Source organism: Nitrospirillum bahiense, assembly GCF_007828025.1.
In the GTDB taxonomy this organism is placed as follows: domain Bacteria; phylum Pseudomonadota; class Alphaproteobacteria; order Azospirillales; family Azospirillaceae; genus Nitrospirillum; species Nitrospirillum amazonense.
In genome coordinates this window covers 70,553-96,072 of the sequence record NZ_VITO01000024.1, presented here as the reverse complement: position 1 = coordinate 96,072, position 25,520 = coordinate 70,553, and the positions used below count along the sequence as shown (strand labels likewise).

28 protein-coding genes are annotated in these 25,520 nt (G+C 68.2%); 9 read left to right on the top strand and 19 right to left on the bottom strand.

The features are described 5' to 3' along the window. Positions 1 to 167 precede the first annotated feature (167 nt). The 13 genes from upp to ccmA form a co-directional block, all read right to left on the bottom strand. Entirely contained in the window at positions 168 to 818 is a 651-nt protein-coding gene (upp, locus tag FBZ88_RS25735) for a uracil phosphoribosyltransferase (protein WP_145619883.1), read from the bottom strand. Between the two features lie 320 nt (positions 819 to 1,138). Further along, positions 1,139 to 2,005, bottom strand: coding sequence for a diguanylate cyclase (locus FBZ88_RS25730; RefSeq protein ID WP_145619882.1), 867 nt, complete (start codon positions 2,003 to 2,005; stop codon positions 1,139 to 1,141). Positions 2,006 to 2,206: 201 nt separating this feature from the next. Next, positions 2,207 to 3,820 carry a c-type cytochrome biogenesis protein CcmI gene (gene ccmI, locus FBZ88_RS25725; RefSeq protein ID WP_145619881.1) on the bottom strand — a complete coding sequence of 538 codons (1,614 nt, stop codon included), beginning with the start codon at positions 3,818 to 3,820 and terminating at the stop codon, positions 2,207 to 2,209. Continuing rightward, on the bottom strand, positions 3,817 to 4,308 hold the full coding sequence (locus FBZ88_RS25720; RefSeq protein WP_145619880.1) for a cytochrome c-type biogenesis protein: 492 nt from the start codon (positions 4,306 to 4,308) through the stop codon (positions 3,817 to 3,819). The genes ccmI and FBZ88_RS25720 overlap by 4 nt, the downstream gene beginning before the upstream one ends. Continuing rightward, entirely contained in the window at positions 4,305 to 4,850 is a 546-nt protein-coding gene (locus FBZ88_RS25715) for a DsbE family thiol:disulfide interchange protein (protein ID WP_044562582.1), read from the bottom strand. Before FBZ88_RS25715 ends, FBZ88_RS25720 begins: the two co-directional genes overlap by 4 nt. A 10-nt stretch (positions 4,851 to 4,860) precedes the next feature. Next, a complete protein-coding gene (locus tag FBZ88_RS25710; protein ID WP_145619879.1) occupies positions 4,861 to 6,861 on the bottom strand; it encodes a heme lyase CcmF/NrfE family subunit in 2,001 nt (666 codons plus the stop codon). A gap of 24 nt (positions 6,862 to 6,885) precedes the next feature. Then, on the bottom strand, positions 6,886 to 7,377 hold the full coding sequence (gene ccmE / locus FBZ88_RS25705; RefSeq protein WP_145619878.1) for a cytochrome c maturation protein CcmE: 492 nt from the start codon (positions 7,375 to 7,377) through the stop codon (positions 6,886 to 6,888). Then, positions 7,374 to 7,601: a heme exporter protein CcmD gene (ccmD, locus tag FBZ88_RS25700; protein WP_145619877.1), complete on the bottom strand. Its 228-nt coding sequence runs from the start codon at positions 7,599 to 7,601 to the stop codon at positions 7,374 to 7,376. The genes ccmE and ccmD overlap by 4 nt, the downstream gene beginning before the upstream one ends. 129 nt (positions 7,602 to 7,730) lie before the next feature. After that, positions 7,731 to 8,447, bottom strand: a complete 717-nt coding sequence (locus FBZ88_RS25695; RefSeq protein ID WP_145619876.1) for a heme ABC transporter permease — start codon at positions 8,445 to 8,447, stop codon at positions 7,731 to 7,733. A gap of 100 nt (positions 8,448 to 8,547) precedes the next feature. Beyond that, positions 8,548 to 9,033 carry a GNAT family N-acetyltransferase gene (locus FBZ88_RS25690; RefSeq protein ID WP_186464600.1) on the bottom strand — a complete coding sequence of 162 codons (486 nt, stop codon included), beginning with the start codon at positions 9,031 to 9,033 and terminating at the stop codon, positions 8,548 to 8,550. Positions 9,034 to 9,046: 13 nt separating this feature from the next. Then, positions 9,047 to 9,328: a type II toxin-antitoxin system TacA family antitoxin gene (locus FBZ88_RS25685; protein ID WP_211102805.1), complete on the bottom strand. Its 282-nt coding sequence runs from the start codon at positions 9,326 to 9,328 to the stop codon at positions 9,047 to 9,049. 68 nt (positions 9,329 to 9,396) lie between these two features. Continuing rightward, a complete protein-coding gene (gene ccmB, locus FBZ88_RS25680) occupies positions 9,397 to 10,053 on the bottom strand; it encodes a heme exporter protein CcmB (RefSeq protein WP_145610955.1) in 657 nt (218 codons plus the stop codon). Further along, on the bottom strand, positions 10,053 to 10,712 hold the full coding sequence (gene ccmA, locus FBZ88_RS25675; RefSeq protein ID WP_145619875.1) for a heme ABC exporter ATP-binding protein CcmA: 660 nt from the start codon (positions 10,710 to 10,712) through the stop codon (positions 10,053 to 10,055). Before ccmA ends, ccmB begins: the two co-directional genes overlap by 1 nt. Positions 10,713 to 11,654: 942 nt before the next feature. On the opposite strand from ccmA, the gene FBZ88_RS25670 reads away from it, so the two are divergent. After that, on the top strand, positions 11,655 to 12,785 hold the full coding sequence (locus FBZ88_RS25670) for a type III PLP-dependent enzyme (RefSeq protein ID WP_145619874.1): 1,131 nt from the start codon (positions 11,655 to 11,657) through the stop codon (positions 12,783 to 12,785). 120 nt (positions 12,786 to 12,905) lie between these two features. Here FBZ88_RS25670 and FBZ88_RS25665 read toward each other — a convergent pair whose 3' ends face one another. Next, the gene (locus FBZ88_RS25665) at positions 12,906 to 15,338 is read right to left on the bottom strand and encodes an ATP-binding protein (protein ID WP_186464599.1); all 2,433 of its coding nucleotides are present in this window, start codon (positions 15,336 to 15,338) and stop codon (positions 12,906 to 12,908) included. A 301-nt stretch (positions 15,339 to 15,639) separates the two neighbouring features. On the opposite strand from FBZ88_RS25665, the gene FBZ88_RS25660 reads away from it, so the two are divergent. Continuing rightward, positions 15,640 to 16,731, top strand: a complete 1,092-nt coding sequence (locus tag FBZ88_RS25660) for a hypothetical protein (RefSeq protein ID WP_145619872.1) — start codon at positions 15,640 to 15,642, stop codon at positions 16,729 to 16,731. 14 nt (positions 16,732 to 16,745) lie between these two features. On the opposite strand, the gene FBZ88_RS25655 is transcribed toward FBZ88_RS25660, so the two are convergent. Both FBZ88_RS25655 and FBZ88_RS25650 read right to left on the bottom strand, forming a co-directional pair. Further along, complete coding sequence (locus FBZ88_RS25655) at positions 16,746 to 17,399, bottom strand: exopolysaccharide biosynthesis protein (RefSeq protein ID WP_145619871.1); 654 nt, start codon at positions 17,397 to 17,399, stop codon at positions 16,746 to 16,748. A 92-nt stretch (positions 17,400 to 17,491) separates the two neighbouring features. After that, entirely contained in the window at positions 17,492 to 18,010 is a 519-nt protein-coding gene (locus FBZ88_RS25650) for an isoprenylcysteine carboxylmethyltransferase family protein (protein WP_211102804.1), read from the bottom strand. 137 nt (positions 18,011 to 18,147) lie between these two features. Between FBZ88_RS25650 and FBZ88_RS25645 the strand changes: the two genes are divergently transcribed. The 5 genes from FBZ88_RS25645 to FBZ88_RS25625 all read left to right on the top strand — a co-directional run bounded on the left by FBZ88_RS25645 (position 18,148) and on the right by FBZ88_RS25625 (position 22,022). Further along, entirely contained in the window at positions 18,148 to 19,077 is a 930-nt protein-coding gene (locus FBZ88_RS25645; RefSeq protein ID WP_145619869.1) for a LysR family transcriptional regulator, read from the top strand. A 149-nt stretch (positions 19,078 to 19,226) separates the two neighbouring features. After that, positions 19,227 to 19,940 (top strand): SDR family NAD(P)-dependent oxidoreductase, encoded by a 714-nt coding sequence (locus tag FBZ88_RS25640; RefSeq protein ID WP_145619868.1) that lies wholly within the window; start codon positions 19,227 to 19,229, stop codon positions 19,938 to 19,940. A gap of 37 nt (positions 19,941 to 19,977) precedes the next feature. Further along, a complete protein-coding gene (locus FBZ88_RS25635; protein WP_145619867.1) occupies positions 19,978 to 20,211 on the top strand; it encodes a tautomerase family protein in 234 nt (77 codons plus the stop codon). A gap of 87 nt (positions 20,212 to 20,298) precedes the next feature. Further along, positions 20,299 to 21,384: an NAD(P)H-dependent flavin oxidoreductase gene (locus FBZ88_RS25630; RefSeq protein ID WP_145619866.1), complete on the top strand. Its 1,086-nt coding sequence runs from the start codon at positions 20,299 to 20,301 to the stop codon at positions 21,382 to 21,384. Positions 21,385 to 21,605: 221 nt separating this feature from the next. Then, on the top strand, positions 21,606 to 22,022 hold the full coding sequence (locus FBZ88_RS25625; RefSeq protein WP_145619865.1) for an organic hydroperoxide resistance protein: 417 nt from the start codon (positions 21,606 to 21,608) through the stop codon (positions 22,020 to 22,022). Positions 22,023 to 22,182: 160 nt separating this feature from the next. Here the strand turns inward: FBZ88_RS25625 and FBZ88_RS25620 are convergent, their stop codons facing one another. Then, a complete protein-coding gene (locus FBZ88_RS25620) occupies positions 22,183 to 22,551 on the bottom strand; it encodes a cupredoxin domain-containing protein (protein WP_145619864.1) in 369 nt (122 codons plus the stop codon). Positions 22,552 to 22,754: 203 nt separating this feature from the next. Here FBZ88_RS25620 and FBZ88_RS25615 point away from each other — a divergent pair, with 203 nt between their 5' ends. Together FBZ88_RS25615 and FBZ88_RS25610 are read left to right on the top strand one after the other, a co-directional pair. Then, a complete protein-coding gene (locus tag FBZ88_RS25615; RefSeq protein WP_145619863.1) occupies positions 22,755 to 23,318 on the top strand; it encodes a sigma-70 family RNA polymerase sigma factor in 564 nt (187 codons plus the stop codon). After that, the gene (locus FBZ88_RS25610) at positions 23,315 to 23,839 is read left to right on the top strand and encodes a cupin domain-containing protein (protein ID WP_145619862.1); all 525 of its coding nucleotides are present in this window, start codon (positions 23,315 to 23,317) and stop codon (positions 23,837 to 23,839) included. Before FBZ88_RS25615 ends, FBZ88_RS25610 begins: the two co-directional genes overlap by 4 nt. Before the next feature lie 148 nt (positions 23,840 to 23,987). Here the strand turns inward: FBZ88_RS25610 and FBZ88_RS25605 are convergent, their stop codons facing one another. Both FBZ88_RS25605 and FBZ88_RS25600 read right to left on the bottom strand, forming a co-directional pair. Continuing rightward, positions 23,988 to 24,437: a group I truncated hemoglobin gene (locus FBZ88_RS25605; RefSeq protein ID WP_211102803.1), complete on the bottom strand. Its 450-nt coding sequence runs from the start codon at positions 24,435 to 24,437 to the stop codon at positions 23,988 to 23,990. A 26-nt stretch (positions 24,438 to 24,463) separates the two neighbouring features. Beyond that, a complete protein-coding gene (locus FBZ88_RS25600; protein WP_211102802.1) occupies positions 24,464 to 25,228 on the bottom strand; it encodes a DUF3034 family protein in 765 nt (254 codons plus the stop codon). Positions 25,229 to 25,520 lie beyond the last annotated feature (292 nt).

The following is a 25,520-nucleotide window of genomic DNA, read 5'->3' as shown; positions in this document are numbered from 1 at the left end:
CATCGCAAGCCTCCTCTGTGCTTGCTCTGGTGAATCAGAAAATCCGCCTGAAGGGAATCCCCTCAGTGAGAGTCGCCATCAGCGCTCCTTGGTATTACCCGACGCGGCCTCATTCAAGTTACAAGGATAGCCAAGGGCCGGATGGCCCGCCGGCGCCTGCGGCAACTTTATTTGGTTCCGAACAGCCGGTCGCCCGCATCACCCAGGCCGGGGACGATGTAGGCGTCGTCGGTCAGGTGGCTGTCCAGGGCGGCGGTGTAGACCTTCACCTCAGGGTGGGCGTCGTGGAAGACGCGCACGCCCTCCGGCGCCGACACCAGGGCCATGAAGCGGATCTGGTCGTCGGTCACGCCGTGGCGATTCAGCACGTCGACCGCGTGCACGGCGGAGTTGCCGGTGGCCAGCATGGGATCGACCAGGATGAAGGTGCGGCCGGCCGCGGCCGGCAGTTTCACCAGGTATTCCACCGGCTGCTTGGTCTCATGGTCGCGATACAGGCCGATGTGGCCCTCGCGCGCCCCGGGCATCAGCTCCAGCAGGCCCTCGGCCATCACCAGGCCGGCGCGCAGGATGGGAACGACGGCGACCTTCTTGCCCTCGATCACGGGCGCGTCCATCTCCACCAACGGCGTCTCGATCCGTTCCGTGGTCAACGGCAGGTCGCGCGTCAGCTCATACCCCATCAGCAGCGCGATCTCGCGCAGCAGCTGACGGAAGCCCATGGTGGACCGCCGCTTGTCCCGCATGTGCGACAGCTTGTGCTGGATCAGCGGGTGGTCGGCGACGAACAGGTTGGGAAATTCGGGAACGGTGCGCATGGGCGGCAAGACCAGGAATTTAGAGCGGAACGCGATCAGGTGGAGTCACCTGATCGTGTAAATCCGCTCTATCATGAACAGGTTAAGAGCAAGATGCGATCATGGCTGATCGCATCTTGCTCTAAACGGTGGAATTGGTTCCAAGCTAGCGGACCCGGCAGCCGAGCGCCACCATGGCGACGCACGGAATCAGGTACGACCGCCCGAATAAAGCGACCGGTTACCCCAGGCGGGTGATCCTGACCAAGCGGTCAAGCCTCATGGCAGCTGCGCAGGCCGGGGCGCACGCCTGGGGCGCGAATGATTGACCAGGCCCGGGCTCACGCCGGCGGGGTCGCGCGCACCACTTGGTTGCGGCCCTGGCGCTTGGCGGTGTAGAGGGCGGCGTCCGCCTCCGCCACCAGGTCCTCCGGGTCGCAATCCGGCCGCGCCTCGGCCAAGCCGAAGCTGGCGGTGAAGCGGATGGCGCGCCCGCCGCCGATGGCGACCGACACCGTCTCCATATCCTGGCGCAGCCGTTCCACCACGGCGTAGCCGTCCATGATGGTGGCGTCCTTCAGCAGGATCAGGATTTCCTCGCCGCCCAAGCGGAAGGCCTCGTCGAAGCTGCGGATACCCTGGTTCACGGCACCGGCAGCGGCCATCAGCACGCGGTCGCCGGCCTCATGGCCATAGGTGTCGTTGACCGATTTGAACTTGTCGAGGTCGCATAGCGCCACGCAGAAGGGCCGGCCGGTACGGCGGTAGCGGTTGACCTCGCGCTCCATTTCTTCACGCAGGCCGGTGCGGTTGCGCAGGCCGGTCAGCGGGTCGATGCCGCTGCCGGCCACGCTGAACGCCCGCTCGATGCGGCGCAGCAGCAGCATGAACTCGTCGAACTTCTCGATCACCGCCTCGTACGACTGCAGGGAGGGCGGCTGGCCCTCGGCCGCGCGCATGTGCACCAGGCGGGCCATGCGGTGCATCTGGTCGTGCAGTGAGATCGCCCGGTCGATGGCCGGTTGGTCCGCCAGCTCGCTGCCGGAAGCGCCCCGCACCCAGGCGGGAAAAGCCACTGGCGTGGGCAGGGGGGCGCCGTCGCCGAGGTTGAAGAAGGCCGCGCGGTGCCACTGACCGATCCACCGGAGATGCTCATCCACCACGCCGGCCAGACCGGCGGCGGAAGGCAAGGGGGACGATTCGTTCATCGCGGGAAAGGGATCCTGGGACGGGGCCGTATGCCGCATGGATAGGGCGGCGCCAGCGAAACGGGGCAATACCCACACTTTAGGTCATTCATCTCCGGTTTGCACCGCCCTTGGCACCAACCCGAGGGATAGGATGTCGCACCGGCGGCACCCTGCCCCGCACCTTTGAATTACCCCTGTAGGCTCAAGCCGCTAAACGACTCAGGAACCCAGCGCCTTCAGCCGGCCCTCCAGTTCCTTGCGGTCGTCGGATCCCTCAGGCAGCAGGGGCAACAGGCGGCCCCACAGGTCCTTGGCCTCGGCCTTGCGTCCCCCCTCCGCCGCGTCCAGGCCCAGGTACCACAGGGCCTGGGGATTGTTGGGGGAAGACTTCAGCACCACGCGCAGGGCGGTGAAGAAGGCGGGCGGCGGATGGCCGCCGTCGGCCGGCAGGAGCACGCGGGCATAGGCCAGGTTGATCTCGCCATCATCGGGTGCTGCGGCCACGGCTTTGGCCCAGGCCTCCCGCGTCTTGGCCACGTCACCCGTCGCCTCATAGGCCTGGGCCAGGCGGGCCCAGCCCTCGGGCTTGTCCGGTTCCTTCTCCGCCGCCGCCTGGAACTGGGCCAGCAGCGACTTCACCGTGGCCGACCTCTGTTCCGGCGTCATGGTGGCGGGGTCGGGCATGCCGGGCGAAACGGCGCCGGCAGTGCCGCCGCCGTAGCGCTTGGCGTTGGCCTCGGCCTCCGCCGCCTTGTCGTTCTGCCCCAGCACACGATAGGCGCGGGCCAGGCGCGACCAGCCCTCGGCATCGTCGGGCTGGGCTTTCAGCCGGTCGGCCAGACGCTGGACCATGCCCTGGATCATGGCGTTGCGATCGCCGCTGGACATGGTGGAGGCGGCAGCCATGTCGTCGGCTGTCGGCCCCGGGGTACCGGCAACAGGTGCAGGCGTCGGGTTGGCGGGCGGCAGGGGCTGCGGCGTCACCGCCGCCGGATCCATGCCCGCCTCGGTCGCCGTCTCACCCAGCTGTCCGCGCAGGAAGGGCACCCAGGGGGCGTCGGCCGGGCTTTCCGCCAGCAGGGCGGACCAGCGGGTAATGGCGCCCTTGAGGTCGCCCGCCTGGCGCGTGGCCAGGCCGTCGTAATAACGGGCGCGCGGCTCCTTGGGGTTCAGGGCCAGAGCCCGCCCCAGGGCCTGCTTCGCCTCCGGCCCCACCACGCCGTCGGCCGACAGCACCAGCGCCTCGGCGCGCGAGGCTTGCAGATTGGCGTCGTCGGGCGCCAGTTCCACAGCCTTGGCCCAGGAGGCGGCGGCCTTGTCGTTCTGGCCGGTCATGCCCTGGGCGGTGGCCAGGGCTTTCCACGCCTCCAGATCCTTGGGGTTCTCGGTGACCCGGGCCTGCAGGGTCTTCAGCACCGCCTGGGCCTGGACGCCGGCGGTCTGGTCCGTGCGCCCGCCCGCCGGCTGGCCCGGCAGGTCGGGCTGGCCCAGGCGCAGGTAGATGCCCATGGCCAGCAGCGGCACAGCGGCCATCAGCGCGGTGGCCAACTTGCGGGAGGGCTTCGCCGGCGTCGTGGGCGCCACCGGCGCCGACTTCGCGCGCGCGTCGGCCGCCAGCAGGCGCCGGCCGACCTCCGTCCGCGCCGCGGCCGCCTGGTCGTCGGTCAGCAGGCCGCGTGCCACGTCACGCTCGATCTCCGCCAACTGGTCCTTGTAGATGTCGACTTCGGGCGAGCCGCCGGCCTCCGTCTTGCGCGCCACCATCAGCGGGCGCAGCAGCGCCAGCAGGATGCCCGCCGTCAGCAGGGCGGCGGCGATCCAGAACGCCATCATGGCCGCCCCTTCCCTTCGTCCTCATCACGCATCAGCATGGCCAGATGGGCCTTTTCCTCCGCCGTCAGGGGCGGCGCAACCGCCTCCGCCCCCACGGAACCGCGCCGGCCCCGCCACAGCAGGATGCCGCCCCCCACGACCAGCAGGACAAAGGGCCCGAACCACAGCAGATAGGTGGCCGGCCGCACCGGCGGGCGCAGCAGGACATAGTCGCCATAGCGGTCGGTCAGGAAGGCCACCGCCTGGGCGTCCGTATCGCCCTTCACCAGCCGCTCCCGCAGCAGCAGTCGCAGATCGCGGGCCAGGGGCGCGTCACTGTCGTCGATGGACTGGTTCTGGCAGACCAGGCAGCGCAGATCCTTGGAGATGGCGCGCGCCCGCGCCTCCATGGTCGGGTCGGGCAGCATCTCGTCCGGCTGCACGGCGCGCGCCAAGGGGCCGGACAGCAGCGTGGCCGTCAGGACCAGGGTGAAAAGCACCCGCCTCATTTCGACAGCTCATTGATCAGCGGAAGGATGCGGTTCTGCAGATCCTGCGGGGTGATGGGCCCCACCTGGCGGTAGCGGATGCGGCCCTGGCGGTCGATGACATAAGTTTCCGGCACGCCGTAGACGCCGAAGTCGATGGCGGTGCGGCCGCTCTCATCCCGCGCGACGGCGGCGTAGGGGTTGCCGTCGCGGGCCAGGATGGCCTGGCCGTCCGCCGCCTTGTCCTTATAGTCGATGCCCCGGATGTCCACGCCCTGCCCCGCCAGGCGCATGAGGATGGGGTGTTCCGAGCGGCAGGGCGCGCACCAACTGGCCCAGAAGTTCACCAGACGGACTTTTCCGTCGGCCAACCCGGTGGACGCCACGCCCGGCTGCCCGTCCACCAGGGGCGGCAGGTCGAAGGCCGGCACCGGCTTGTCGATCATGACGGAGGGCAGGCGGTCGGGCGTGTCGCCTCGGTCGATCTGCTTCAGGCGCACGCCGAACCAGCCGGCCAGGCCCAGGAACAGCACCAGGGGGATCAGGAACATCAGGCGGCGCATGCGGGGAACCTTATTCGGCGGGGGCCGGCGGAACGGCGGCGGCGGCGCGCGGCACGGCGCGCTTCAGCGGCACGCCCACGCGCAGGCGGCGGTCGGACAGGCTGACCAAGCCGCCGGCCATCATCAGGATGGAGCCCACCCAGATCCACGGCACCAGGGGATGGCGGTAGAAGCGGGTGTTGTAGCCGGTGCCGTCCGGCGCCGGCTCGCCCACCACGGCATAGAGGTCGCTGAAGAAATTGGTGTGGATGGCCGCCCCCGTCGTCGTCATGCGGGTGACGGGGTAGAAGCGCTGCTCCGGCGCCAGGGTGGCCACGAAGTCGCCATGGCGGGTGACGGTCAGCACGGCGCGGCGCGCGGTGTAGTTGGGGCCCGGCGCCTCCGCCACGCTGTCCAGGCGGAAGCTGTAGCCGGCCACGTCCACCGACTGGCCGATGTGCAGCACCTGGATGGCCTCCGTCGTCCAGGCGGAGGTGCCGACCATGCCGGCCACGGCCACGCCCAGCCCGGCGTGGGCGATGGCGGTGCCCCAGGCGCCCCGCGGCAAATGGCGGGCGCGGGAAATGCTGTCGGCCAGGGGCATGCGGAACAGGCGGATGCGGTCGGCCACGTCCACCACGGCGCCCATGACGGCCCAGCCGGCCAGGCCCAGGGCCAGCACGGCCAGCACCGGCTTGGTGCCGGCCAGCCAGAGGCCGGCCAGGGCGGCCAGGACGCCCGCCAGGGCCGCGACCTTCAGCCGCCCCAGCACGCCGGCGAGGTCCGCCCGCTTCCACGACAGCAGCGGCCCCAACGCCATGACCGCAACCACCGGCACCATCAGCGGCACGAAGGTGGCGTTGAAGAAGGGCGGGCCGATGGAAATCTTGCCCCCGCCGACGGCGTCCATGAACAGGGGATAGAGGGTGCCCAGGAAGACCGTGGCGCAGGCGGTGGACAGCAGCAGGTTGTTCAGCACCAGCCCGCCCTCGCGGCTGATGGGCGCGAACAGGCCGCCGGCCTTCAGGACGGGTGCCCGCAGGGCATAGAGCAGCAGGCCGCCGCCCGTCGCCACCACCAGCAGCGCCAGGATGAAGACGCCGCGCGCCGGGTCGGACGCGAAGGCGTGGACGGAGGTGAGCACACCGGAGCGCACCAGGAAGGTGCCCATGAGCGACAGGGTGAAGGTGACGATGGCCAGCAGAATGGTCCAGCTTTTCAGCGTGTCGCGCTTTTCCACCACGATGGCGGAGTGCAGCAGCGCCGTGCCGGCCAGCCAGGGCATCAGGCTGGCGTTTTCCACCGGGTCCCAGAACCACCAGCCGCCCCAGCCCAGGGTGTAATAGGACCACCATGAGCCCATGGCGATGCCCAGCGTCAGCGACGACCAGGCGATCAGGGCCCAGGGCCGCACCCAGCGGGCCCAGGCGGCGTCCACCCGTCCCTCGATCAGCGCGCCGGCGGCGAAGGAGAAGCAGAGGCTGAAGCCGACATAACCCAGGTAGAGGAAGGGCGGATGGAAGGCCAGGCCCGGATCCTGCAGCAGGGGGTTGAGGTCATGGCCGTTCAGCGGCGCCGGATCCACGCGGGTGAAGGGGTTGCTGGTGGCGACCATGAACCACAGGAAGCCGACCCCGATCATGCCCTGCACCGCCAGAACGCGGGCCCGCAGGCTGGCCGGTAAATTGCGGCCGAAGGCGGCCACGAGGGCGCCGAACAGGGCCAGGATGAACACCCACAGGACCAGCGAGCCCTCATGGTTGCCCCAGACGCCGGCCACCTTGTACAGCATGGGCTTGTCGGTGTGGCTGTTCTCCACCACGTTCAGGACGCTGAAGTCCGACACGACATGGGCATAGGTCAGGGCGCCGAAAGCCAGCGCCAGGGCCGCGAACTGGCAGTAGGCCGCCGTGCGTCCCACCTCCATCATCGCGGCGTCGCGCCGCGCCGCGCCCCATAGGGGAATGACCGACTGCACCAGGGCGACGACCAGCGCCAGAACCAGCGCGTAGTGTCCAAGCTCGGGGATCATGGGCCGTCGTCCGCAGTCTTATCGTCAGGGATTGGTGCGCAGGGTGGAGGTCTGATGCTCCTCCCCCGCCGCGACCGGCGCGTCACCCGGCTTGCCGGGGTGGCCGGCGCGCTTCAGGGCGTCGGCCACGTCGGGTGGCATGTACTTCTCGTCATGCTTGGCCAGCAGCTCGGTCGCGGTGAAAACGCCGTCGGCACCCAGCTTGCCCTCCGCCACCACGCCCTGCCCCTCGCGGAACAGATCCGGCAGGATGCCGGTGTAGGTGACGGGCAGCGACTTGGCGGTGTCGGTCACCTGGAAGGTGACGGTCATGCCACCCTCGCGCTTCAGGCTGCCGGCCTCGACCAGCCCGCCGATACGCACCGTGCGCCCACCCGGCGGCTTGGCCGCCAGATCCGATGGGCTGTAGAAGAAGACGATGTTGTCGCGGAAGGCCGACAGGGTCAGCGCGGTGGCGGTACCCAGGCCCAGCAGGGCCAGCGCCAGGATCATCAGGCGGCGGCGTTTGCGGGTCATGGTGTGGTCTCGGCGGCAGGGGTGGCCGTGGGCGCCGGCGTGGGCGCCGCCTTGGGCTCGCGCTTGCGGCGGGGTTTGGCCGCCTCCAGCGTGGCAAGGGTGCGTTCCACCCGGCGCAGGCCGGTCAGGCTCAGCACCAGCAGGCCCACCAGGACCACGGCCGCGGCCCCGTAGGATGACCAGACATAGGCGGCGTATCCGCCCATCGACAGGAACCCGTCCATCACACTCTCAAAGCCTGGCGGCCCATACAGGGCCGCGACGTTGGCGCGATCGCTAAATTATCACGCCGCCGGAACGATCGCCGCTGGTCTTCTTGTCCCATCGGCACGGCCCCCAACCACCCCCGACTCTCAGCCCACCTGGCCCAGGCGCAGGGTCTGCACCCGGCGGGCGGCCAGGCCGGCGCGGATGCGCAGGATGACCACGGCGAAAAAATAGCTCTGGAAGGCCACGGCCATCAGCAGCAGGGGCCACAGCATGCTGGCGGCGATGGTGGGTCCGCCCAGGCGGAAGACACTGGCCGGCTGGTGCAGGGTGTTCCACCACTCCACCGAAAACTTGATGATGGGCACGTTCACAGCGCCCACCAGCAACAGGATGTTGCCGGCCTTGTTCCCCCGCGCCGGATCGTCGAAGGCATCCACCAGGGCCATGTAGCCCAGGTAGAGGAAGAACAGCACGAGCACGCTGGTCAGCCGCGCGTCCCACACCCACCAGGTGCCCCACATGGGCGCGCCCCACAGGGACCCGGTCAGCAGGCACAGGGCGGTGAAGCCAGCGCCCAGGGGCGCGGCCGCCTTGGCGTAGACCTCGGCCAGCGGGTGCTTCCACACCAGCGCGGCGGCGGCGGCCACGGCCATGGTGCTGTAGGTGAACATGCTCATCCACGCGGCGGGCACGTGGATGTACATGATGCGCACGGTGTCGCCCTGCTGGTAATCCGGCGGCGACGCGATGAGGCCCAGATACAGCCCGGCCGCGAAACAGACCGCCGACAGACCCGCCGCCCATGGCAGCACGGCGTTGGCGATCCTCAGGAAGCGGGCGGGGTTGGCGAAGCGATGCATGGCCCCCGTTATGTATCACGCCCTCCGGCCTTTGCCATCGGGATACACTGTAAATTGATATGGATCAGGCCCAATGGTGTAGGGGGCGAATGATCGCCCCTTAGTTACCTTGGGCCTTGAGCGACAGCACGAGCGTCAGCGGATGGTTGGGCGTGCCCACGAAGCCGTAGTGCTCATAAAACGCCTTGGCCGCATCCGAGATCGCGTGGACGAGCAGACCGCGTATCCCCAGGATCGATGCGGCCTGCGAGCTGCGCAGCACCGCGTCCTGCAACAACGCGGTACCCAGGCCTCTGCCTTGCCAGGTCCGATCGATGGCCAGCCGGCCGAGTACCGCCATGGGAATGGGATCGGGCATGTTGCGCCGGATGGCGCCAGGTGCGTCAGATATGTCCAGCGCCCCGGACGCGAGGCAGTAATAGCCGACCACCCGCCGGCCTTCGGCCACGACATAGGTGCGGGAAGCACCGTTCACCTGATTGGCGCGGGCGCGCCGCCGCAGCCAATGGTCCAGCGAGTCATGGCCGCTTTGGAATTGGTCGAGGTCGTGCGTTTCGCCCAGCGGTGTTGGCGCTGTCAGCGTCACGTGAGCTCCGCCATCATACTTCCCAAGGCTTGGGTGCCTTCATCAGACGCTCAAACCCTTCACCGCCGGGTGGCTGGTCTAGAAGGGCGAGATAGTGCCGATAGCTATCGACATCGACCCGCACCAGCGCCTGGTCCAGCAGCGTGTCTTCAGCGGCGCGATAGGCCGCCTCGATCATGAAGTCTGACCGGGTTTTGCCGCGCAAGCCGGCCGCACGATCTATCACCCGCCGAACATCCTCGCGGATGCGCAGGTTCACGGGCTTCGCATGGGTTCCCAAGGATGGCTTGGTCATTATGGCCCTCTCTGTCAGAGCCATCATAACACGCCATATACACAACGTGTATCTGACTTCACCCTTGCTCACTCATGCGCCGCCCGCAGCGCGGCGGCGATGGCCAGCGGCGCCAGCACCAACGCGCCGCACAGCATGCCGCCCAGCAGCAGCAGGTGCGGCCGGGGGGACAGGCCGGACAGGCCGGCGTCCAGGCCGGCGGCGGCGAAGATCAGCACGGGGATGTAGAGCGGCAGCACCAGCAGGGGCAGCAGCACGCCGCTGCGCCGGGCGCCCAGGGTCAGGGCGGCCCCCACCGCGCCGATGAGGCTGAGCAGCGGGGTCGTGAGCGCCAAGGTGCCCACCAGCAGGCCCAGCTGGTCCGCCGGCATGCGCAGCAGCAGGGCCAGCAGGGGGGCCACGATCATCAGGGGCACGCCCGTCACCAGCCAGTGGGCCGCCACCTTGGCGATGGCCACCCCCTCCGCCGGCAGGGGCGAGAGCAGCAGCAGTTCCAGGCTGCCATCCTCGAAATCACCCTGGAACAGCCGCTCCATGGACAAGAGCGCCGCCAGCAGGGCCGCGATCAGCAGCACGCCGGGGGCGATCCGGGTCAGCACGTTGGGCTCCGGCCCCACGCCGAAGGGGAACAGCACCACGCACAGCACGAAGAACATCAGGGCGGCGGTGGCGTCGCTGCCCTGGCGCAGCACCAGGCGCAGGTCACGCAGGATGAGGCGCAGCATCAGGCGGCGTCCTCCGCCTCAGCTTCATCATCCTCGAGGGGTGCGAAGGCGGCCAAGTCCAGGATATCGCCGTCCGGAGTCGCGAGGTCGATATGGGTGGACAGCACTACCCGCCCGCCGCCGGCCCGATGGTGGGCGATGGCGCCCTCCAGCAGCGCGACCGAGGCACGGTCCAGGCCCACGGTGGGCTCGTCCAGCAGCCAAAGGGGGGCGGGTGCCGCCACCAGGCGGGCGAGCGACAGGCGCCGGCGCTGCCCCGCCGACAGGAAGCGGCCCGGCACCTCGGCAATCGTGTCGATGGCAAAAGCGGCCAGGGCCGCATCCACGGCATCACCGCCGCGCAAGCCGGCCCAGAAGGCCAGTATCTCCCGGCAGGTGAAGCTGGCCTTCACCGCGTCCAGGTGGCCGACATAATGCAGGCGGGCCCGGTGGGCCTCCGGATCCTGGCCCAAGGCCACGCCGTCCCAGGCGATGGTGCCGCGCAAGGGCTTCAGCAAGCCGGCCATCAGGCGCAGCAGCGTCGACTTGCCGCTGCCGTTGGGTCCCACCAGGGTCAGGCAGCCGCCGGCCGCCAGCTGGAAATCCAGGTCCTGGAATACCAGGCGCCCACCGCGCAAGCACAGCAGGTCGCGGCCGGTAAAAAGCTGAGGTGCGGTCATGGGCCCTGGGCGCCGGAGTCGAAGGGGTCCCGACTATAGGCCGCAGGCGGCGGCGGCACAAAGCGCTGGATCAATTGCCCAATTCAACGTGCCCGGAATCAATCGCGTGAGACGTCCACACCATTGCAGGGCAAGCCCAGCGGGCGGATGCCCGCGCCCGGCATCTGAGGGAACCGATTAAAAGAAAACGGCCACCGCGGGGGGCAGGTGCGGTGGCCGTTTGGTAGACCAGCCGGGGCAGGCTGGAGAGGACACCTCCGGTAGGCCGGTCGGGGGAGACCGGGCGGGAGTGCTTCCGACCCCGGCAGGGGATCATGTCGCGTCGTCCTCTATGCGCATAAGGCCAGCGCGACATGGCCAATTTGGGCCGCAAAAGTGGCGAAATTGAGATTTGTGCCCAAGGCGGCACCCAGGCTGGAACCCGCAGGGCGCCAAGCGGAATTAGAGGTCAAAGCCATGCGGTGCGGGAGATTCGGCCATGAAGTCGCAGGGGCGGCGTTCGCCAAAAAAAATCGCTGTGCAACCCCGGCTTTCCATCTTATATAGCGCTCAGTCGCAGCGCACGTGCCTATGGCCCCGGGTGGAATGGTTCCACCTGAGGGTTATGCAACGACGTAACGCGTATCCTCGTCCGTCCCTTAAGCAAGGCGGCGAATTGGAGGCTACGATGGTTGATGTTGTTGTCGGTGGGCATGCGCCCGCCTTTCCTCGATCCCCCGCCCCCACTCTGATGCAGAGTCGGATGGGCCATGATCAGGCGGTCTGCAGTCAGACCGGGCCGGTGGTTTGCGCGCTTCTGGCGCCGCCTGGGCATATCTCCAGTATCTGACCCGTTCGGGCCGGCCGCTTTATTGGCACGCCTGAACGGACCCGGGCCATTGCCCGGTTAAGCCCCCATTCCCGATCCATCCCCTGATATGCCTTTTGGCCTCGGAGTCATCGATGACCGAGAAGATCGCTCGTTTTTTCGCTGAGAACACGCCCGCCACGCCCTGCCTGGTGGTCGACCTGGACGTCGTCGCCAACAACTACGCCAACCTGCACGACGCCCTGCCCGAGGCCCGGATCTTCTACGCCGTGAAGGCCAACCCGGCGCCGGAAATCCTGAAGCTGCTGGTCGAGCGGGGGTCCTGCTTCGACACCGCCAGCATCCCCGAAATCCAGTACTGCCTGACCGCCGGCGCCACCGCCGACCGCATCAGCTTCGGCAACACCATCAAGAAGGCGTCGGACATCGCCCGTGCCCACGCCCTGGGCATCAGCCTGTTCGCCTTCGACAGCATGGAAGAGCTGGAGAAGATCGCGGAGCATGCTCCCGGCGCCCGCGTCTTCTGCCGCATCCTGACCTCGGGCGAGGGTGCCGACTGGCCGCTGTCGCGCAAGTTCGGCTGCGAGCCGGAGATGGCGACGGAGCTGCTGCTGGCCGCCTCCACCATGAACGTCGTGCCCTACGGCGTGTCCTTCCACGTCGGCTCGCAGCAGCGCGACCTGACCCAGTGGGACAAGGCCCTGGCCCAGACCGCCGAGATCTTCCATGCCTTGGAAGACAAGGGCGTGATGCTGCGCATGGTGAACCTGGGCGGCGGTTTCGCCACCCGCTACCTGAAGGACATCCCCAGCGAGGGCGAGTACGGCAACGCCATCGAGGCGTCGCTGCGCAAGCACTTCGGCAACCGCCTGCCCGAGACCATCATCGAGCCGGGCCGCAGCATGGTGGGCAACGCCGGCGTGATCCGGTCGGAAGTGGTGCTGATCTCGCGCAAGTCGCACCGTGACGAGCGCCGCTGGGTCTACCTGGACATCGGCAAGTTCGGCGGCCTGGCCGAAACCATGGACGAGGCCATCAAGTACAAGATCCAGACGCCCCATGACGGCGGCGCCGCCGAGCCCGTCATCCTGGCCGGCCCCACCTGCGACAGCGCCGACGTGCTGTACGAGAAGACGGAGTACCGCCTGCCGGTGGACCTGCGCATCGGCGACAAGGTCGACATCCTGGCGACCGGCGCCTACACCACCACCTACTCGGCGGTGAACTTCAACGGCTTCTCGCCGCTGGCGTCCTACTACATCTAAGGTTCTTCGAGACCTGGTCCGTCGCGGAAGCGACGGGGGAAAGGCCCGGAAGCCCTGCGCTTTCGGGCCTTTTCGTTTGACCTTCCCTCGATCGTCGGGCGCCGGCGGCCGCGTGCCCCCTTACGCGCCCTTGTCCCCCAACGCCGCCGCCATCACGCCGGGCGACAAGCTGGGACGGCCATCGTCGCCGGCGCCGCCCGTCAGCAGACGCTGGCTGGGCAGGATGAGGGAGACGGTGGTGCCCTGGCCCAGTTGCGAGGCGATGTCCAGCCGGCCGCCATGGAGTTCGGCCAAGCCCTTGGACAGCGACAGGCCCAGGCCGGTGCCCTGCGTCGTGCGGGCGTAGACGTTGTCGATCTGCTGGAAAGGCACGAAGACCTTGGACAGGTCCTCCGCCGCGATGCCGATGCCGGTGTCGGTGACGGCGATGACCAGCTGGGCCTCGGGATTGATGGTGGCGGTCAGCGACACGGTACCGCCCGGGTCCGTGAACTTCACCGCGTTGGATAGAAGGTTCAGCAGGATCTGCTTGATCTTCACGTCGTCAGCCAACAGCGGGGGCAGCCCGGGCGCCATGGCCACCACCAGGTCGATGCGTTTTTCCATGGCGCGGGCGCGGGCGATACGCTCGCACCCCGCCACCAGCGCGCCCACGTCGCACACCCGCTCGCGCAGCTCGACCTTACCCGCCTCCATCTTCGAAACATCCAGGATGTCGTTGATGATGGCCAGCAGGTGGCGGCCGCTGGCCACGATGTCGCCGGCATAGCCGGTGTTGGTCGCCTGGTCAGGCACGCGGCGCAGGTCGTTCTCCAGCACCTCGGCGAATCCGATGATGGCGTTCAGCGGCGTGCGCAGCTCATGGCTCATGTTGGCCAGGAACTCGGTCTTGGTGCGGTTGCCCAGTTCGGCGGCGGCCTTGGCCCGCTCCACCTCTTCCGCCGCCCGCTCCGCCGATATGGCGACGGCGGCCAGCCGGCTGGCCCGGCGCGCCAGGTCCAGCATCCAGCCCTCGGGCGAGCGCGGGGTGCGGAAATAGACGGCGAAGGCGCCCAGAGGATGACCGTCACCGGCCAGGATGGGCAGGGACCAGCAGGCGGCCAGGCCGGCCTCCGCCGCGGCCTGCCGGAACTCCCGCCACAGCGGGTCGCTGGCGATGTCGGTGACGATCACCGGCTCGCCCCGGTGGATGGCCGTGCCGCAGGACCCCACGGACGCCCCCACCTCCGTCCCGTCGACGGCGCGCACGAAGGCTGGCGGCAGGCTGGGTGCAGCACCGGTCTGGATGTGGCGCCGTTCGGCATCCACCAGCACGATGGAGCAAAGCCCACCCTCCAGCTCCGCCTCCATGCCGGAGCAGAGGGCCGACAGCACGGCCGACAGGGGCGCGCGCCCGGCGGTCATGCCCAGCACCTTGCGTTCCACCGTCAGCAGCCGCTCAGCCCGTTCCCGGCGCTGGGTCTCTCGTTCGATGCGGCGGGCGTGGGACCAATAGAGGGCCAGCGCCGAATGCAGCTCCGCCACCAGGGGGTCGCGCCCCAGGCGGGGCAGCAACGCCGGCGCCTGGGCCACCTGCCCCTCCGCCAAGTCGCGCATCAGCCGGGCGGTGCGCGCCACGGCAAGGAACACGCCCTGGCGCAAGGTCACCAGGATGGCCAGCGTCAACAGGGCCGCCAAGGTCAGTGGCGCGCCGGCCTTGATCGCCGCCCAGCCGGCGGTGGGAACGGGCACCGCCGCCCAGCGGTCCAGCGCCCCGCCGGTCACGGCGCCGATGCCGGCGAGCGCCGCCACCACCTCCTCCGGCGCCCGCCGGCCATTCAGGGCGGCGGTGAAACGCGCCAGGGCCACGGCCAAGCCATCGTCGGGCCGCGAGGGCGCAGGCCAGTCCAACAGCGGGGTGGCCGTGGCGGCCGATGGTTGCGTCACCGCGTCCGCCCAAGCCAGGTCGGCGTCGCGGCGGGCCGCCAGCGCGTCGCTGGCCAGGACGGCGTCGGCGCTGGGCAGGCTGCGGGCGGCAGTGGCCACGACCTCGCGCGCCAAACGGCCCTCGGCCGTGGCCAGCGCCCTTTCCCCCGCCAGCCAGTTGCGCACCAGGGACGGGTCGCGGTCGCCGCCGGCCTGATGCAGCATCTGGTCCACCGCCCGGCGCGGCCCCGCCAGCTCCTGACGTATCCCGGCCAGCCGCTGGCGTGCGGTATCCAGCGCGGCATTGGCGGGCAGGGCCTCCAGCGCCGCATCCAACGCCTGATCCGCCTGCCGCCGCTTTTCCGCCAGCTCATCCGCGGAAGGAGCAACCGCAGGGGAGCTGGCCGCAGGGGTGGTGACGGCTGGGGACGCAGGCAACGTCCCCGCCGCCTGCAAGGCCAGGTATGAGGCCGTCCACTGCGCCGACTGGATATCCAGCGCGCCCGCCAGCCCCCGAGCGGCCAGCACTAGGGCGTGGCCGTCCCGCGCGTCGCGCGCCTGGATCCAGGCCGCCCGCATATCCGTGACCGCCAGCCCCAGTTGCAGGGCCGCCAGGCCGGCGAGGGCGCCCATCACCGACTGGCGCATGGCACCGATCCGGCCTGTCTGTTCACAAAGCAGCTCATTGGAGAAATGATCCCAAGGCCCACACCTTGTACCTGTGGCCCACTGTATGCGAGGCCACGGCCCCCGCGCAAATATCCAGGGGGGTGGGGTACCGCCGAAGTAAGGGTGGATGCGACACAAGGCGGGCATGTCCGGCGGCACCTAAATCCTTGCGTGGGCACCCTTGACCTCACCCCCCGTCGTCTATACCTGACGCAAGGTCGAGGCGGCCGACACAGGGCGCCGTTACCGCTATCCCGCTGCCCTCCCGGATCCCGCCCCGTTGACGTCTTCACCCGCCCCTTCCGACAGCGAGGCCACCGCCGAGGAATTCCCGCCCACGATTTCGTCGTCGGGCGATGATGGCCTGTTCGCCGATGACGACCGCGACGCGCTGCACATCCTGCCGCTGGGCATGATCCCGGTGCAGACGCCGGGCCTGAAGCGGGCGCGGCTGATCAAGAACGCTCGGCTGGAGACGGTGGTGGAGGTGTTCCAGGACCGGTCGGCTGGCAGCGGCCAGGTGAACCCGGAACACCTGGCCACCATGTACCCGTCGCACGCCAAGGAAATGCGCACCGACATGGCGCAGATCCACCGGCTGACCCAACTGAACAGCTATGACGTCTACAGCCTGCGCATCGAGCTGCGCCGCCTGGGCATCCCGGTGGAGGACGTGAACTACCTGCGCCTGTCCGCCGGCAAGCGGCTGGAACTGACCTCCTACATGCGCGACTTCACCCTGCCCCTGATCCAGCAGGTCTACGGGTCGGAACAGCGCCCCATCAACGACATCGCCGACCTGTTCCAGCTGCTGGCCAACCCCGACCGGGAAGAGGCGCTGCGCAACCTGACCCTGTTGTCGCAGAAGCTGAACGTGCAGCTGCAGGACATCCCCAACTTCCTGGAGGAATACGGCGACGTCTTCCTGTCGCTGGCCTATTTCCGCAGCTGCCTGGACGGCCTGGTGCCGGAGGTGCAGCGCTTCATGGGTTGGGTGAACGAGGCCACCAAGAGCGAGATGATCACCCGCGACCGCCTGCTGATGAAGATGATCGGCGATGTCATGCGCATGCTGACGGGCATCACCACCTCCATCACCGGGCGGTTCGAGGCGTTTGACCGGCGCAGCAAGGATTTCTGGCACAACATCAACGCCGACAGCTTCCGCTCCGTCCGTGCCCAGTTGTCCGCCCACCATGTCACCATCGGCGGCGTGCTGTGCGGCCTGGCGGTCAAGATGGCCCTGTGGAAAGCCCGCTTTCCCCATGGCGGCGGCGGACCCATGAAGCGGGTGGAATTCGTGCGCTCGGAAATCCTGCCCGGCCTGGACCACATCAACCGTATCGAGAAGTCGGCCGCCGGCACGCACTGAAGCAGGCGTCTGCCCTACAGCCCCAGGGTATGTTCCAGCAGGAACAGCCCGCTTTTCAACAGGGCCACCAGCACGCCCCAGACGACGGCGACGGACGTCACCGCCGTGCCCAGACCCAGCAGCACCCACACTCCGTCCCGTTCCAGCACCCCCAAGGCCACCAGGCTGATGGCCACGGCCGGCAGCATGTTGCCGAGCGGTATGGGCAGGAACAGGATCAGCGCCAGCAGGAAGCAGACCAGCCCTACCGCGTGTTCCACCGGCGGGCGGGCCAGCACGCCCAGGCGGGGCTTCAGCATGCGTTCCGCCTTGGCCAGCCAGGGCGCCACCTTGGCCATCATGGCGGCGAAATCCTTGCGCGCCAGCGACCGGCTGGAAATGAAGCGGGGCAGCCAGGGCTTGCGCCCCAGGGCCAGCTGCGCCGTCAGGAACACCAGCGGCAGGCCCAGCACGGCGGAGGTGCCGGGCGGCATGGGCAGGGCGTTGGGCACGGCGAAGACGAAGATCAGCGCCCCCACCGCGCGGTCGCTGAGCGCCGTCAGCAGATCGCCGATGGCGATACGGTCCCGCCGTTCGTCCGCCGCCAGGGCTGACAGGATGTCGGAAACCTTGTGGGACCGGGGGATCGCGGCGTCAGCGTGACTGTCAGTGGCCTCACCCGCGGTCATGCTGTCCCTCTGATCCCATCCCGATGGCCTCGCGCCCATTGAGGTGGGGTCGATGCGCCCCCGGGTCCAGCGATTTTTCCCCGGCGCACGGATCAATAGGCCGCGAAGGTCTCGCGCATGGCCCGTTCCTCCTGCCGGATGCGGATGGTCAGGGGCACCAGATAAACGACCAGGCCGGCGACCAGGGTGCAGTAGGCGTGCAGCGTCAGGGCGAAGCCTACCAGTTCCGGCAGGATGTTCAGGAAATAGTTGGGGTGCCGCACCAGGCGGAACAGCGGATGGGTCACCAGCTGGTGGTCGCGCGCGATCAGCAACTTCACCGTCCACAGCCGGCCCAGCAGCCGCACCACTACCAGCAGCATGACGGCACCGAACAGGTAGATGGCGAAGCCGAAGCCGCTGACGGCGTCGATGGGCGCGGCGCGCACCAGCCCCTCCACCGTCGCCGACAGGTAAAAAGCGATGTGAGCAATGGTCAGCGCCAGGGTGTTGCGCGCGCCGTGCTCCACAGCACCGGCGGCGCGCAGCGCCTTCTCATGCCGGATGGAGACGGCCAGCATGGCGAAGCGGTAGGCGAAGGCCAGGACAATGAACAGGATCAGGGTGGTCACGGCGGCACAGGGCTCCCAAGGGACGAAAGCGTCGGCCGCATCCATAGCATAAGCGCCCCGGACGATGCCCCATTCCAACCGTTGCGTTCCGGCCCTATCGTGGGAGCCGATCCCACCCGCCTGCCAGAGCCCTGCCCATGGACCGTATCGACGCGATGAGGGTGTTCGTGGCCGCCGTGGACGAGGGCAGCCTGGCCGGCGCCGCCCGCCGCATGCGCCGCTCGGCCGCGGCCGTCAGCCGGGCCATCGCCTTCCTGGAAGGGCACGTGGGCACGGCCCTGCTGCACCGGACCACACGGTCCCTGCACCTGAGCGAAGCGGGGGAGCGGTATGCCGCTGCCTGCCGCCGCGTGCTGGCCGAACTGGACGAGGCCGACATGCTGGCCGCCGGCGAACGTTCGGCCCCGCGCGGCCTGCTGACCGTCACCGCCCCGGTGGCGGCGGGGGAGAATGTGCTGGGCCCCATCCTGGCGGGCTTTATGGACGCCTATCCCGATGTCTCCGTCCGCCTGAACATGATCGACCACCCGGTCAGCCTGATCGATGAGGGCATGGACCTGGCCCTGCGCATCTCCCACCTGGCGGACTCGGCGCTGGTCGCTACCCGGGTGGGGGAGGTGCGGCGGGTGGTGGCGGCAGCCCCCCGCTACCTGGAAAGCCACCCGGTCATCGAACAGCCGTCGGACCTGGCCCGCCACGCCATCGTGGCGATGACCCATTTCGGGCTGGAGACATGGAGCTTCCCACCGGCGCCCGGGTCGGCGGTGCCCCGCACCGTCAGCTTCACCCCCCGCCTGGTGGTCAACACCATACGCGCGGCGGCCACGGCGGCGGTGGAGGGGCGGGGCGTGACCCGCCTGTTCTCCTACCACATCGCGGCGGAGCTGGCGGCCGGCAGCCTGAAAGTCATCCTGGACCAGGATGAGCATGATCCGGTGCCGGTGCACCTGATCGCGCCGCCGGGGCGCCTGTCCGTGCCCAAGGTGCGCGCCTTCGTCGATTATGCCGTGCCGCGTCTGCGGGCCCATTTCGCCCAGCTGTGCCCGCCTCCCCTCAAGTCCCTTTAAACACGGTACTCTTCCGCGCGGCGCAAAAATGTCTGCCGCCGGCCGGGCGTTCACCCGCAACCAGGCGGGGCGCATCTTTCGGGTCATCCACAGGGCAACGTCGTCGACAAGGACGATCGCCCGCAACCGATCCCGAAGGAGTTCCCGTCATGAGCACCACTGGAAAAGTCGCCATCGTCACCGGCGCCTCACAGGGCATCGGCGCCGCCACCGTCGCCGGCCTCATCGCCCAGGGCTACCGTGTCGTCGCCACCTCACGCACCATCCAGCCTTCGCAGAATCCGAACGTGGCCACCGTGGCCGGCGACATCGGCAGCCGTGAAACGGCGGAACGCGTGGTCGCCACGGCGCTGGAGCGCTTCGGCCGCATCGACAGCCTGGTCAACAACGCCGGCATCTTCATCGCCAAGCCCTACACCGACTACACGGACGAGGACTACGCCCGCGTCCTGTCCACCAACCTGAACGGCTTCCACCACATCACCCAGCTGGTCATCGCCCAGCTGCTGAAGCAGGGCAAGGGCGGCCATGTGGTGCAGGTCACCACCAGCCTGGTGGACCACGCCAATTCCGGCGTCCCCTCGGTCCTGGCCTCGCTGACCAAGGGCGGGCTGAACGCGGCCACCAAGTCGCTGGCCATCGAGTTCGCCAGCCGGGGCATCCGCGTCAATGCCGTCTCCCCCGGCATCATCAAGACCCCGATGCACGACCCGTCCACCCACGAGTGGCTGGGCAAGCAGCACCCGGTGGGCCGCATGGGGGAGATGGCCGACATCGTGAACGCCATCCTCTACCTGGATAACGCCCCCTTCGTGACGGGCGAGATCCTGCACGTCGATGGCGGCCAAAGCGCTGGTCACTAATCCCGAACACCGAATACTCAAAGGTGGGAGAGCCGTCATGCCTGTCGTCACCATCCAGATCACCCGCGAAGGCACCACGCCCGGCGCCGACGCCACCACGGCGGAACAGAAGGCCGCCCTGATCAAGGGCGCCAGCGAGCTGATGCTGCAGGTCCTGGGCAAGCCGCTGGACAGCACCTTCGTCGTCATCGAGGAGGTGCCGCTGGAAAACTGGGGCTGGGGCGGCCTGCCCGTGCCGGAGTACCGCCGGCGCAAGGCGGCCATCGCCTGACCGCGCCCTGATCGCGGGAAACCGGGGATGCTAATTAATGCATCCCCGGTATATCTTTCATCAGCTGTTCCGGATAGGAGACATCCCATGTCCACCCCCGCCGCCGCAGGCCGCCTGCTGGACCTGCTGAAGATCGACATTCCCCTCATCCAGGCCCCCATGGCCGGCGTCTCCACTCCGCCCATGGCGGCGGCGGTGTCGGGGGCGGGCGCCCTGGGGTCCCTGGGCTTGGGCGCCAGCACGCCCGACCAGGCCCGCGCCATGATCCGCGCGGTGCGGGAGCGGACCAGCCGCCCCTTCGGCGTCAACCTGTTCGTCCACCAGCCGGCCCAGCGCGACGCCGCGCGAGAGGCCGCCTGGATCGACCATCTGCGGCCGCTGTTCGACCGCTTCGGCGCCACCCCGCCGGCCGAACTGCGGGAGATATACCCCACCTTCCGCACCGATGACGCCATGCTGGCCATGCTGCTGGAGGAGCGGCCGGCCGTGGTCAGCTTCCATTTCGGCCTGCCGGACGCCGGCCGCATCCGCGCCCTGCGCGCCGCCGGCATCACCCTGGTCGCCAGCGCCACCAGCCTGGACGAGGCGCGGCAGGCGGTGGCGGCGGGCATGGACGCGGTGGTGGCCCAGGGTTATGAGGCCGGCGGCCATCGCGGCGTGTTCGATCCGGACGCCGCGGACGACCGGCTGGGCACCCTGGCCCTCACCCGTCTGCTGGCGCGCGACCTGGCCGTGCCCGTCATCGCCGCCGGCGGCATCATGGACGGCGCCGGCATCGCCGCCGTCCTGGCCCTGGGTGCCGGCGCGGCGCAGTTGGGCACCGCCTTCGTCGGCGCCGACGAATCGGCTGCCGACGCCGGCTATCGCGCCGCGTTGAAGGGCCCGGCGGCCCACCACACCACCATGACCCGCGCCATTTCCGGCCGGCCGGCGCGCAGCCTGGCTAATGCCTTCACCCGCATCGGCGACAGCCTGCCACCGGACGCGGTGCCGGCCTACCCGGTGACCTACGACGCCGGCAAGGCCCTGAACGCCGCCGCCAAGGCCGCCGGCGACACCGGCTATGGCGCGCAATGGGCCGGCCAGGGCGCCCCGCTGGCCCGCTTCCTGCCGGCGGCCCAGATCGTCGCCGAACTGGCGGCGGAACTGGCCTACGCCCGCCGCCACGGCTGAGGCGCCGTCCCCGCCGCCCTCACGTTTCCAGTAAGCGCCCCCTCAGACCGGGCCAAGGCTCGCATCCGAGGGGGTATTCTTTTTCATTAAAATCGCATGCGATCTAATCGGATGCATTGACAATGAGCGCTAACCGGATCATCTTCCGGCCATCCGATTAGATCGGACACGATTAAAAAGCCCCTGCCCGCCTTTCACCCCATCCTGAAGGAACCCGGATCATGAGCCAGATCGACACCGTCCTGTACACCGGCAAGACCCACACCCAGGGCGGCCGCAACGGCCACGCCCGCAGCAGCGACGGCCAGCTGGACGTCACCCTGTCGCCCCCCGGCTCCGGCCGTCCCGGCACCAACCCGGAACAGTTGTTCGCCGCCGGCTGGTCCGCCTGTTTCATCGGCGCCATGAACCGCGCCGCCCAACTGCTGAAGGTCAGCCTGCCGGCCGAGACCGCCGTGGATGCGGAGGTCGACCTGGGCAAGGGCGGCGACGCCTTTTTCCTGCAGGCCCGCCTGACCATCAGCCTGCCCGGCCTGGACCGCGCCGTGGCAAGCCAAGTGATCGAGCAAGCCCACCAGCTCTGCCCCTACTCCAAGGCCACCCGCGGCAACATCGACGTGGAATTGCGCCTGGCGTGAGGGCTGACAGCGTCAAAGAAAAGCGCCCCGGGATCGCGCGTCCCGGGGCGGTTGGGGTGGGCCGGTGTGGCCGATGTCCGCCCCCATCGCCATGCGCATTCGTTCCAGGACCGTCAGGTTGGTCAGTCCAGTTCCCGCTGAGCCGCCATCCACAGCGGGCTCAATACCGCCCCGGAGCCTGTCCCGGGATGTCTTTGACGACATCAATGGTCATGGTCATTTGCGGATGGAAATCGCATGTCACGTCAATATGCCCCGCCTCGGCGAAATCCTGCGTCCTCTCCTGTCCCTGACGTTGGGTATCAAGGCTCCAGGTCCGTCCGGCAGCGCGCAAGGTAAGCCGGTGCGGCATGCCATCCTCATTACGGAACACGACAGTATCGCCCTGAACAATTTGCAGATGGGTGGGCGCCAAGGCCCGGTCCTTCTCGATCACCACGATGGTGGCGGCCTGACCGTGGCCAGCGACAAACACGGTGGTCATGCCAACGGCCATGACCAAGGCGAAGAAGGCTTTGTGACTCGGCATAATGCATCCCAGGTTAATTGTTGCGGCCCTGACCGGACCACATGGAAGCTTTACCGACGACGGGCAGCTTCGGATGCACGGTGACGTAACGAAAAATGACATTGAAAGATTTATATCCAGCGGCCGAGCTGGGCGCGTAATTGCCTATCCTGAAAGATATATTATAGTTGGCTATCCATTGATGCGCCGGAAATGCTCAGCCCATGCCACAGTCTTCCAGCGCTCAGGCGATTGATGAGGCATCGGCCGTCACGGCCCTGCTTTTGTCTACGGCCACGGGCGACCGTGCCGCCTTCGGGGCCCTTTACCAGGCGGCCGCGCCGATCCTTTACGGCATTTGCCTGCGCTTGACGCGTGATCGCGACCGGGCGACGGACCTGCTCCAGGACGTGTTCGTTCGCATCTGGCAAAAGGCGCCGCTGTTCGATCCCACGCGCGGCAGCGCTTTCGCTTGGATGGCCGTACTCACCCGGAACCATGTCCTGTCGCTCTTGGATAAACCCATCGGCGACACAATGTCCCTGGACGACGAGGCCGTTCTGGCGGCCGTTGATGGCCGGCTGGCCCAACAGCCGGATCCCGAACTGGCTTTGGACCTGGAGCGCTGCCTCGGGTTGCTGACGGAACGGTCGCGACGACTGGTGCTATTGACGTATCTTCAGGGTTTGACGTTCGAAGAACTGGCTGAGCGTGTCGGCGCGCCCTTGGGATCGGTCAAAAGCTGGGTCCGTCGCGCCGTGCTGAAGCTCAAGGAGTGTTTGGCGTGAAAAGCGCGGATGTCGATATCGCCGACTATCTGTTGGGTGTGATGCGGGGTGACCGCCGGTCGCGCCTATCCCGGATGGCCGCCCAGGATATGGCGCAGATCGAATCGCGACTGGGGGCCCTGGATTTGGCTTTGGCGGAGGCGCCACCCGCCGATTTGTTGGATACCATCCTCGCCCGCATCGACCGTGAGGCGGCGGACCAGGCGGCAGCGCCCGGAACCGACACCGTGCGTCACCAAGATGGCGTCTGGCTGGCGCTATCACCGGGAGTCCGATCCAAGCTTCTGCGCGTGGACGCGCGTACGGGACGCCGCACCATGCTCATCCGCATGGAACCGGGCGCGCCCTATCAGTCCCATGCCCATATCGGTGGCGATGAGGAATGCCTGGTGATTGAAGGCGACCTGCGTTTCGGCGAGCTTAATCTGGAGGCTGGCGATTTCCATGTCGCACGGCACACGACTTGGCACGCCACCGCTGTCAGCCAAACAGGCTGCCTTTTGCTGGTGTCCGTCGGCTGACCTGTTTCCCTATTGGTCGTCAGGCCGGTCGGGGGCGGTGGAAAGCCGTCCGGTGGCGGAAGGGTTGGTCGCGTCCAGCCCGACGCGGCCTAGCGGCCTCCTCGCCGCCACGGCGAGAAGGCCGGCACTCGGTAGCACGGCGATAGGCTTAGTGCTCAATATCGCGATGCAGCGGGGCCAATTCGGCCAATAGCTTGTTCTGGGCGCTGAACGGGACCTTGTGCTTATCCATAGCATCCTGCAGGTCTTCCACCAGGGCGTTGAAATGCTCCCGCGTGATGGGCGGCAAGCCCTGGTGGGCGGATTTCATGTCCAAGCCTTTGTATTGGCATGGCCCGCCAAGAGCCTGGCAAAATTGGTCAACCAGCTGCGCCTTGACGCGCGTCTGGTTGGCCTTTTCAAAAAAGGGCCGCGTCCGGGGGTCTGCCAACAGGTTGGCCATGAAATCCTCCATGAGGCTTTGCAGGCCGGCCTTGCCCCCGAATGCCTGGAAGGTGGCCTCGTCGGCCCGGGCCGTGGGGCCGGTCACAACGCTGGTAAGGGACAGGGCGAGACACAGGATGGCCATGGGCTTGGCCAGGCGCGCGGGATGGCTCATTTGAATTTCCTTTTGGGTGACGGTTCTCAGAATCCGACCTGAAGTGACAGGTAGGCCGCGTTCTGATGGTCGCGGATGACGATGTTGCCCAGCGGCGCGAAGGCCAGGGTCAGCGAGACGTTCTTGGTGGGAACCCAAGCCACGAACAGGTCGTACCAATCGTCCTCATGGGCGATGGCCAGGTTATCGGGCTTTTTGCGATACTCGGCGCCCACCAGGAAGTTGCGCGACAGAAGGTAGGCGACGCTGCCTTCCGGTTCGACGTGGTAGTCGTCGTCCTTGCCGCCGAAGCCGAGAATGCCGATCTGGTTGGCCTTGGTGAACCGCACGGTGGCGTCCACCAGCAGGCTTTGGGCCAGGAAAAGCTTGGTGGCCGAGACATAGAAGTCCGTGCCGCTGTCGTGGCGGGCACCGATCGCCCGCAGGATGGCGCCCCTGTCGTTATGCTTGTATTGCAGACCGACGGCAACCTGCGGCAGCCAACTGTCTTGATCCAGAATGGCGTCGCCGACCACGCGGACCTTGGCGCCGACAATGTTCTGGTTGAACGTGTATCCCTTGCCCAACCCCAACAGGCCGCCGACGTCCTCCGTATCGAAGGACTGGCGCGCGAAGGACAGCTCCACGCGGTCGTATAGCCCGACCATGGCCCCATAGGCGTTGAGGTTATAGCTGCCTGATTGCACCCGCGTGTAGAAGGCATTGGGCCGGACCTGATCGCCCGTGTCATAGCCCCCGATGAGGGCCCAGGGCGTCAGACCGCCGCCGGCCGCTCCTTCAAGCTGGGTCACGCCGCCAGTTGCCGTCAACTTGCCGCCGGCACCTATGTCGGATGCGGCCATCGCCGGCAGGCCGCATGCCAGCATCCCCCCCAACAAGGTGATTAATAAACGGAACTTCATCGGAGCAGGCTCCCTGGTGTTGCGGTGGTTTCCTGCCCATACGCCTGTGCCGGTTGATTGGATGCAGCACGTGCGCATCCAAAAGTGCCCGCGCGCCGTAATGGTGTGGAACGAGGCCTCCTTGCGCCGAAGGGCATTCCAGGGGGCGGACGACGAAGAAACGGATCGCGAAGGGGCCGAC

Bases quoted from the DNA above. Each gene is read 5' to 3' on its own strand.
- FBZ88_RS25715 (WP_044562582.1), bottom strand. From the start codon at position 4,850: ATGCGCCGCCTGATGTTCCTGATCCCCCTGGTGCTGTTCCTGGGCCTG.
- FBZ88_RS25665 (WP_186464599.1), bottom strand. From the start codon at position 15,338: ATGCGCCAGTCGGTGATGGGCGCCCTCGCCGGCCTGGCGGCCCTGCAA.
- FBZ88_RS25640 (WP_145619868.1), top strand. From the start codon at position 19,227: ATGAGCACCACTGGAAAAGTCGCCATCGTCACCGGCGCCTCACAGGGC.
- ccmE (WP_145619878.1), bottom strand. From the start codon at position 7,377: ATGACCCGCAAACGCCGCCGCCTGATGATCCTGGCGCTGGCCCTGCTG.
- FBZ88_RS25625 (WP_145619865.1), top strand. From the start codon at position 21,606: ATGAGCCAGATCGACACCGTCCTGTACACCGGCAAGACCCACACCCAG.
- upp (WP_145619883.1), bottom strand. From the start codon at position 818: ATGCGCACCGTTCCCGAATTTCCCAACCTGTTCGTCGCCGACCACCCG.
- ccmB (WP_145610955.1), bottom strand. From the start codon at position 10,053: ATGCTGCGCCTCATCCTGCGTGACCTGCGCCTGGTGCTGCGCCAGGGC.
- ccmI (WP_145619881.1), bottom strand. From the start codon at position 3,820: ATGATGGCGTTCTGGATCGCCGCCGCCCTGCTGACGGCGGGCATCCTG.
- FBZ88_RS25605 (WP_211102803.1), bottom strand. From the start codon at position 24,437: ATGAGCCATCCCGCGCGCCTGGCCAAGCCCATGGCCATCCTGTGTCTC.
- FBZ88_RS25720 (WP_145619880.1), bottom strand. From the start codon at position 4,308: ATGAGGCGGGTGCTTTTCACCCTGGTCCTGACGGCCACGCTGCTGTCC.
- FBZ88_RS25710 (WP_145619879.1), bottom strand. From the start codon at position 6,861: ATGATCCCCGAGCTTGGACACTACGCGCTGGTTCTGGCGCTGGTCGTC.
- FBZ88_RS25695 (WP_145619876.1), bottom strand. From the start codon at position 8,447: ATGCATCGCTTCGCCAACCCCGCCCGCTTCCTGAGGATCGCCAACGCC.
- ccmD (WP_145619877.1), bottom strand. From the start codon at position 7,601: ATGGACGGGTTCCTGTCGATGGGCGGATACGCCGCCTATGTCTGGTCA.
- FBZ88_RS25630 (WP_145619866.1), top strand. From the start codon at position 20,299: ATGTCCACCCCCGCCGCCGCAGGCCGCCTGCTGGACCTGCTGAAGATC.
- FBZ88_RS25645 (WP_145619869.1), top strand. From the start codon at position 18,148: ATGGACCGTATCGACGCGATGAGGGTGTTCGTGGCCGCCGTGGACGAG.
- FBZ88_RS25670 (WP_145619874.1), top strand. From the start codon at position 11,655: ATGACCGAGAAGATCGCTCGTTTTTTCGCTGAGAACACGCCCGCCACG.
- FBZ88_RS25635 (WP_145619867.1), top strand. From the start codon at position 19,978: ATGCCTGTCGTCACCATCCAGATCACCCGCGAAGGCACCACGCCCGGC.
- FBZ88_RS25655 (WP_145619871.1), bottom strand. From the start codon at position 17,399: ATGACCGCGGGTGAGGCCACTGACAGTCACGCTGACGCCGCGATCCCC.
- FBZ88_RS25620 (WP_145619864.1), bottom strand. From the start codon at position 22,551: ATGCCGAGTCACAAAGCCTTCTTCGCCTTGGTCATGGCCGTTGGCATG.
- FBZ88_RS25685 (WP_211102805.1), bottom strand. From the start codon at position 9,328: ATGACCAAGCCATCCTTGGGAACCCATGCGAAGCCCGTGAACCTGCGC.
- ccmA (WP_145619875.1), bottom strand. From the start codon at position 10,712: ATGACCGCACCTCAGCTTTTTACCGGCCGCGACCTGCTGTGCTTGCGC.
- FBZ88_RS25615 (WP_145619863.1), top strand. From the start codon at position 22,755: ATGCCACAGTCTTCCAGCGCTCAGGCGATTGATGAGGCATCGGCCGTC.
- FBZ88_RS25730 (WP_145619882.1), bottom strand. From the start codon at position 2,005: ATGAACGAATCGTCCCCCTTGCCTTCCGCCGCCGGTCTGGCCGGCGTG.